This is a genomic window from Protofrankia sp. Cas4 (assembly GCF_963555915.1).
Taxonomy (GTDB): Bacteria; Actinomycetota; Actinomycetes; order Frankiales; family Frankiaceae; genus Protofrankia.
Genome location: NZ_CAUVXL010000183.1, coordinates 23,870 through 30,697, shown reverse-complemented (window position 1 = coordinate 30,697; position 6,828 = coordinate 23,870). Strand labels below are relative to the sequence as shown.

At 65.6% G+C, this 6,828-nt stretch carries 7 protein-coding genes and 1 pseudogene; 6 read left to right on the top strand and 2 right to left on the bottom strand.

Going from position 1 to position 6,828, the window contains the following annotated elements; translation table 11 throughout:
• The 4 genes from U9979_RS16900 to U9979_RS16885 all read left to right on the top strand — a co-directional run.
• Positions 1–1,373 (top strand): fatty acyl-AMP ligase (locus U9979_RS16900; RefSeq protein ID WP_322780153.1); only part of this gene is annotated, 1,373 nt, incomplete at its 5' end.
• Between the two features lie 32 nt (positions 1,374–1,405).
• Positions 1,406–1,867 carry a PaaI family thioesterase gene (locus U9979_RS16895; protein WP_322780152.1) on the top strand — a complete coding sequence of 154 codons (462 nt, stop codon included), beginning with the start codon at positions 1,406–1,408 and terminating at the stop codon, positions 1,865–1,867.
• Between the two features lie 32 nt (positions 1,868–1,899).
• Positions 1,900–2,718, top strand: a complete 819-nt coding sequence (locus tag U9979_RS16890) for an alpha/beta fold hydrolase (RefSeq protein WP_322780151.1) — start codon at positions 1,900–1,902, stop codon at positions 2,716–2,718.
• Between the two features lie 124 nt (positions 2,719–2,842).
• Positions 2,843–3,901 (top strand): phosphatidylinositol-specific phospholipase C domain-containing protein, encoded by a 1,059-nt coding sequence (locus U9979_RS16885; RefSeq protein ID WP_322780150.1) that lies wholly within the window; start codon positions 2,843–2,845, stop codon positions 3,899–3,901.
• Between the two features lie 91 nt (positions 3,902–3,992).
• Here U9979_RS16885 and U9979_RS16880 read toward each other — a convergent pair whose 3' ends face one another.
• Positions 3,993–4,418, bottom strand: coding sequence for a nuclear transport factor 2 family protein (locus U9979_RS16880; protein ID WP_322780149.1), 426 nt, complete (start codon positions 4,416–4,418; stop codon positions 3,993–3,995).
• Between the two features lie 114 nt (positions 4,419–4,532).
• Positions 4,533–4,850 (bottom strand): hypothetical protein, encoded by a 318-nt coding sequence (locus U9979_RS16875; RefSeq protein WP_322780148.1) that lies wholly within the window; start codon positions 4,848–4,850, stop codon positions 4,533–4,535.
• 1,032 nt (positions 4,851–5,882) lie between these two features.
• Here U9979_RS16875 and U9979_RS16870 point away from each other — a divergent pair.
• Together U9979_RS16870 and U9979_RS16865 are read left to right on the top strand one after the other, a co-directional pair.
• Positions 5,883–6,044: a hypothetical protein gene (locus U9979_RS16870; RefSeq protein ID WP_322780147.1), complete on the top strand. Its 162-nt coding sequence runs from the start codon at positions 5,883–5,885 to the stop codon at positions 6,042–6,044.
• A gap of 421 nt (positions 6,045–6,465) precedes the next feature.
• Positions 6,466–6,828 (top strand): annotated as a pseudogene (locus U9979_RS16865) (hypothetical protein); the annotation flags it as partial.

Sequence of the window (6,828 nt, the reverse complement as noted above, 5' to 3'; positions counted from 1 at the left end):
CCCTCAGCGCGATGCTCGAAAGCACCAGGGAGTCCCTGGAGCCGATCTGCGGGGCGCTCCACTGGTTTCCCGTCGACCAGATGGTGGACGCGGTTGACACAGATTTCGACCCGCGGCCCTGTTCGGCTGATTCCGTCGCCTTCCTGCAGTACACCTCGGGTTCCACCTCCGATCCGAAGGGGGTCATGGTTTCGCACCGGAACCTCGTGGCGAACCAGGAGATGATACAGCGGGCGTTCGGCCACGATCAGCACTCGACGTTTGTCGGCTGGGCGCCGTTGTTCCATGACCAGGGTCTGATCGGAAACGTCCTGCAGCCGCTCTACCTCGGGGCGACCAGCATACTCATGTCGCCGATGGCGTTCATCCGCTGGCCTCTCCTGTGGCTGTCGGCTATCTCACGTTACCGCGCTCACACCAGTGGCGGACCGAACTTCGCATTCGACGCCTGCGTCGCACGAGCTGCCAGAGGCGACCTGCCGGATCTCGACCTCAGCTGTTGGAAAGTCGCGTTCAACGGCGCCGAGCCGATTCGTCCCGAGACGCTGCGTCGATTCTCCGAGAGCTTCGCGTCGGTGGGATTCAATGCGCAGGCGCTCTACCCGTGCTACGGCTTGGCCGAGGCAACTCTGCTCGTGACCGGCAGCCAGAAGGGTCGCGGCCCGCGCACCATTGATGCGGATACCGGGGAGCTGGGCCACAAGCGCTATGTCAAGGCGCCGAGCGGCCGCGGCCGTACTCTCGTAGGTTCCGGGCTCGTCCGTCCGGAAACGTCGGTTCGTATCGTGGACCCGGAAACGGGACGCTCGTGTCCAGCGAATCAGGTCGGAGAAATCTGGGTTGCCGGGGAGCACGTGGCACAGGGTTACTGGCGGCGTCCGGAGGTGACGGCCGAGGCTTTCCAGGCCGAATGCGACGGTGAGATCGGACCCACCTACCTGCGTACCGGAGATCTCGGCCTGGTGGTCGACGGTGAGTTGTACATCGTGGGCAGGTTGAAGGATCTGTTGATCATTCGGGGAAGGAATCATTACCCGCATGACATCGAGCACACGTCGCAGTCAGCGCATCCCGCGCTGAGGCCCGGTGGGTGTGCCGCGTTCTCGGTGCCCGGCGCCGACGGTGAAAAGCTCGTCGTGGTTCAGGAGATCAAGCGTGAAGAACGACTGAAGGTGGATGCGACTGACGTCGCCGCATCGATTCGAGCGGCAATAACGCACGAGCACCAGCTTTCCGTGAGCGACCTGGTGCTGACTTTGCCGGGTCGACTGCAGAAAACCAGCAGCGGCAAGATCATGCGGGCTGCCGCCAGAAGGCGCTATCTGGAGGCCGGGTTCGACCTCTGGGCACCCCGGACGCAGTCGGTCGCGTGAGGGATTGATTGATCAGCGGGGAGGATGTGAACATGGACGTGTTGAAAGCGGAAAACCCCGACTTTGCGCAGGCGGTGAAGGCCGTGGTCCTGAGCATGCCGGCCGCGCAACATCTGGGTTTCGAGTTCGGCCGGATAGCGCCGGGAGAAGCCGAGATCATCCAACCCTACCGGAAAGAGCTAACCCAGCAGGACGGCTTCGTTCTGGGCGGTGTCCTCGGCTCACTGGCGGACTTTGCCGGGGGTTCTGCGGCCGGCACACTGCTGCCGGCCGGATGGGTGAACATGACCATCGACTACACGGTCAAAATTCTGGCCCCAGCGAAAGGCGAGCGAATTATCGCCCGCGGCCGGGTCGTCAAGGCGGGCCGGATCATGACGGTCGCCGCCGCCGATGTCTACTCGGCTGACGGCGCTGAGGAAACGCTGTGTGCCACCGCTTTCGTGACCATGCGCAATATGAGGGTGCCTCAAACGGCCGTCTCCAACGCCTGACCACGCGAAGAAGATATCGAGACGAGGGACTCATGCCGACCATCGACGTCCGCGGCGCGACGATTGCCTACACCGACACCCTGGCGCCGGCCGGTCGACCGGATGCGTCGACCATTGTGTTCGGGCACGGTCTGTTGTTCAGTGGCTGGGTTTTTCATCGCCAGATCGCGGCCCTGCGCGCGTCCTACCGGTGCGTGGCGCTCGACTGGCGCGGGCAGGGGGACACACCGGCGACCGTCGACGGCTACGACATGGACACCCTCACCGGCGATGCGGTCGCCCTGATCAGGGCGCTCGGTGTGGGCCCGGTGCACTGGGTGGGCCTGTCCATGGGCGGCTTCGTCGGCCAGCGCGTCGCGGCCCGCCACGGCGAGTTGCTGCGTTCGTTGACGTTGCTGGACACCAGCTCCGGGCCGGAGGAGCCGGGCAAGGTCGGCGAGTACAAACAGCTGGCATGGCTGCTGCGTCTGTTCGGAATCAAGCCGATCCTGAGCAAGGTCAGTCCGCAGATGTTCGGCCCTGTCTTCCTGGCAGACCCCGCCAGCAAGACGCTGCGGGACGAGTGGGTGCGCCGGCTCAACCGCAGTGACCGTGCCGCCGTGCGCAAGGCGGTGCTGGGGGTGGCTGACCGCCCACCGGTGGATCATGAAATTCTCGGGATCACGGTGCCCACCCTCGTCGTCGTCGGTGCCGAGGACGCGGCCACTCCACCGGCGAAGGCGGAGCGTATCGCGGCCCGCATCCCAGGCGCCCACCTGCAGATCGTCGCGAACTGCGGACATACCAGCCCACTGGAACAACCCGAGATGATCACCGGGCTGCTGGACACGTTCCTCGCCACGGTCGTGTGAACCCGTCCGCGCGCCTCACCTGCGATCCGATTATATCGGACTTTCACGGATTGACTTCGCGACGATGGCTATTCCGTTTATTATCGGACAGTAGTGCTGCTGGCCGATGGGACCGGGAGGCGTGATGAGGTTGTGTCGGGGTGGCCGCCGTTTGTTGTCCGTGGCCGGGGTGGCCACGGCGGTGCTGGTGGCGTCGATGACGTCGGCATCGCCGGCGGTCGCCGCCGCTCTCGGCTCGGTGCGGGTGTCGCATGCGACGACGGTGGGGGTGCACAACACCTACGACAAAGCCGACTACACCTATCTCGCCCAGGCGCTCGACGCGGGTTCTTCCATGATCGAACTTGACGCGTGGGACGACATCGTCGCGCACCGCTGGCGGGTGAGCCACAGCAACCCGCTCGGCAACGACAACAACTGCGTGGTGGCCACCAGCGCGTCGGCCCTCTACACCGGTAACCGGAATCAGAATCTAGGCTCCTGCCTGAGCGACATCAAATGGTGGCTGGTGGCACATCCGACCGCTGGTCCCGTATTCGTCAAGATCGAAATGAAGGCGGGCTTCGACAACGGAGCCGGGATGGGGCCGGACGAACTTGACGCCTACATCAAGGCGAATGTCGCTACCGACTCCATCTACCGGCCGGCCGACCTGCTCGGCGGCACCCATGCAAACCTCGACGCGGCGGCCACGGCGGACGCCTGGCCCAGCCGCTCCGCACTGGCCGGAAAAATGATCATCTATGTGATTCCGGGCACCGTCGAACTCGCGAACCCGACCGACACGCTGCACACCGACGTCGAGTACGCGACCTACCTCCGGAATCTGTACGCGGCGGGGAAGGTCGGCGACGCCATGATGTTCCCGGCGGTGCTCGGCGCGGCTACCGGTGATCCAAGGACGCGGTACTCGGACATCACGATCCGACCCTGGTTCGTGTTCTTCGACGGTGATGCCAGCACCTATGTCACGAGCGTGAACACCTCCTGGTATGACACCCGGCACTACATCCTGGTGATGACCGATGCCCACGCGGTGACGCCCGCCCTCAACGACACCAACCCGGCGGTCGCCGACGCCCAGGCCAGGGTCGCCCAGCTTGCCGCCGATCACGCCAGCGTCGTCTCCACGGACTGGTACGGGCTGCCGTCCGTGCTCACCCTCACGCTCACGCGCGGCTGACGGCCGGGGGCCGCCGGGTGACCCCCGGCGGCCCCCGGTGCGCGGATCAGCCCGCCCGGCCGCGCGACTGACTATGAGGCCGCGCGACTGACTATGAGAAGGCCGCGGCTGACTGCTCGGTGTCCTCCGAGCCCCGGAAGAATGCAATCTTCCCGTCGGTGAAACGCCACCAGTGCTGCATGTACATCGCCGCGGTCTTGCCGGTCGCGTGCACCGTGTAGGCCCAGTGGATGGTGGCGATCACGTCGGTCTCGTTGGAGGTGAACGAGAGCGGCGTGAACTCGGTGATCTCGATGTTCGACCCGATGTCCTTGAAGAACCGGGGCACCTCGCCCTTGCCGCGGTAGCTGCCGTACCACGGTACCGACGTGCTGGCCGCCTCCGCAGCCCAGTCGACATCGTCGGCGAGCTCGGCGAGGACGGCGTCGATGTCGCCGCGACCATAGGCCGCGTACAGGCGTTGGACAGTGTCGATCTTGGGATCGGATCCGGGGTTGGTTGCAATGTCTTGGCTCATGTCTGAAGACAGTGCACCCGTGGGGCGGTGCGTCGCATCGGGAGAACTCCCCATCTGCCAGACGCTTGGGACCTCCGGCCGCGCGAAATGAGCCATGATCGTGCTGCGTCAGGCTCAACATCGCCGTGCCCACCAACCATCGTCTGGCGAGACGGTCGGGAGCGGCCAACTTCGCGCGAGGTAGAGGGCGTCGAGCGGCTCCACCATGCCTCGCAGTTCACGCGCCGCTCGCGTGGGCAGGGCGTGGAGGGCGAGCTCGAGAACCGTGCGTTCGTCGGTCGTGTAGAAGGGATTGCACAACGGACAGCCGCAACCACTCGAAAGAGCAAGACGGGGATGGTGGGCTATTCGCGACCACTGTCGCAGGGCTTGTGCCACCGCGCCGGGCCACAGTCGATCGCGCTCCAACCGGGCAACCGCACCGGTGAGCATGCCAGAACCGCGCGCAAGACCGGGAACTGAGGATTCGTTCGACTGCCGCCGCGCTTGGCGGCCGACAGCCCGGAGCTGGGACGGCCGACTACGCGGCATAGTCCTTTCTGAATCGTTTCATGAGGACAGGATGCCAGACCTGGCACCCACTTCGCTTCATCGCTATCCGCCCATCGCTATCCGCCCATCGCTGTGCGATGCACGGGTAGCTCGACTCGTCGGTCCGGATGCGGCAGTTGGGTGCCGGCAACAGTATCCCCGTACAGACGGAGGTGATCAACACTCGGAATGCCCTCCGGTACGGGCAGCTCACCTTGGAGCGCATCCTCGCGGAGATCCGCGCTTCAGCATCCCACGTGGGGGAGGTAATCCTGTCTGGAGGCAGCCCGACTCCGGGCGGGCCACCGGTCTTCTCGGCTACCCCGGGCCGGTTCACCGTGGTCGCCGATGCAGCCAAGATCCTCCTCCGCGGTGGACCCATGCCGCTCGTACGCGCACTCGAGGCTGCCGGTCACGGTGCACGGGTGGCCCCGCTGGAGGCTTCGGCCGCGGAACTGGCGGCCACGATGCGCTTCGGGGGCGGGGTCCGCACTGTTTTGCAGGTGGGCGGCAAAATCCTCATCGTGGTGGCGGTAGCTGTGGACATGTACGAGCTCGTCGTAGCCGAGGACCACCTTGAAGCACCCGTCATCAGCGTGGCGGGCTGGGCCGTGGGCGTGGGCCGCACATCGTGTGGGGATGCTCGTGAGCGGCGCCGTCGGATACTGGGCCGGCGCGGAGACGACACGCTCCGTCTACCGGCTTGTGGTCCAATCCCGCGGTCAGCTTCTGTGTTCCGCGGAACACCCAGATACAACGGGATCGTAGGTAGAAAACGTCATCATAATGGCCGATTCCACCTACTGTTGCGGCTCACACCGGCCCGCGGTAGGTGGTTCCGGTCATCAGGATGGCCTCAACGGCCTACGCACCCCGGTCCCGCCACCCGGATTCTGTTTACCGGCGGCATCACATGGCAGACGGTGAGGCCTTTTGACCGGGCACGACCATGCCACCCTGGTCCGTGATACGGCGGCGGTACCGGGGGCCGGTCCGGCCACCGAGTTGCTTGCCATCAGCCGGAACGGTGTCGTCGCAGGCCTGCCGATCCGGACGGTCGGCCCGGATGATCTGATCACGGCCTGGCATGCTTGAGGCTACGGGCCTGGATGGTATCGGCGATCGTCGGGTCGAGCGGTCGGGATCCCCGGGGAGGCAGTGCGCTGCGGAACAGTGCCGAACGGCCGGCCGTTGCCGGGTTCTGTGTTCCGCGGAACGCACCGGTCGTCTGGCTGTCGTGAACGAGCGTGGCGAACGCGGTGCAGATGTCGATCGGGTAGCAGAGGGCTCCTGCGGGTACCGCCTAGCGCCCGCTTTCCTCTCGGGTGTCCAGGGTGCGGTCGCTGTGGTAAAGCCGTCCGCGTCGGCCGGCGAGTACGCCTGAGCCCAGAAAGGAGCCAGATTTTCTGGACCATTGTTGCCGATTATATCAGGGTATGTTACCCTATGTATATGACTGTAAGCGTGTGGTCGTGGGCCGCTCGCGACGGTCGGTGAGGATGCGGGGAGGGCCGCGGTGGGCGACTGGGGTGTGCTGGAGTTGGAGGGTGATCCAACTCAGGGTGATCCGGATGCGGTGCGGGCGATGGCCGTCCGGTTGCAGCACCAGGCTGAGGTCGCCGAACACAACACCACTCGCCTGCGTGCTATCGCGAGCGGCGGTGGTGAGCTGGCGATGGCCGGTGATTACGCGCCGGCGTTCACCGAGGCGCTGGTGGAGTTACCCGACGGGCTGGCGAAGCTTGCCCGTGCCTACCGCGGCTGCGGGGAGGCGCTCTTTACCTATGCGGCGAGTCTGACCGAGGCGAAGATCCGGGCGGGGGGTGCGTTGCGCGACGGCCTGGACGCCGATGATCGTTATCGGGCGGCGCTGCGTGAA

Excerpts from the sequence above, each read along its gene's own strand:
- U9979_RS16895 (WP_322780152.1), top strand. The coding sequence starts at position 1,406 with ATGGACGTGTTGAAAGCGGAAAACCCCGACTTTGCGCAGGCGGTGAAG.
- U9979_RS16890 (WP_322780151.1), top strand. The coding sequence starts at position 1,900 with ATGCCGACCATCGACGTCCGCGGCGCGACGATTGCCTACACCGACACC.
- U9979_RS16885 (WP_322780150.1), top strand. The coding sequence starts at position 2,843 with ATGAGGTTGTGTCGGGGTGGCCGCCGTTTGTTGTCCGTGGCCGGGGTG.
- U9979_RS16880 (WP_322780149.1), bottom strand. The coding sequence starts at position 4,418 with ATGAGCCAAGACATTGCAACCAACCCCGGATCCGATCCCAAGATCGAC.
- U9979_RS16875 (WP_322780148.1), bottom strand. The coding sequence starts at position 4,850 with ATGCTCACCGGTGCGGTTGCCCGGTTGGAGCGCGATCGACTGTGGCCC.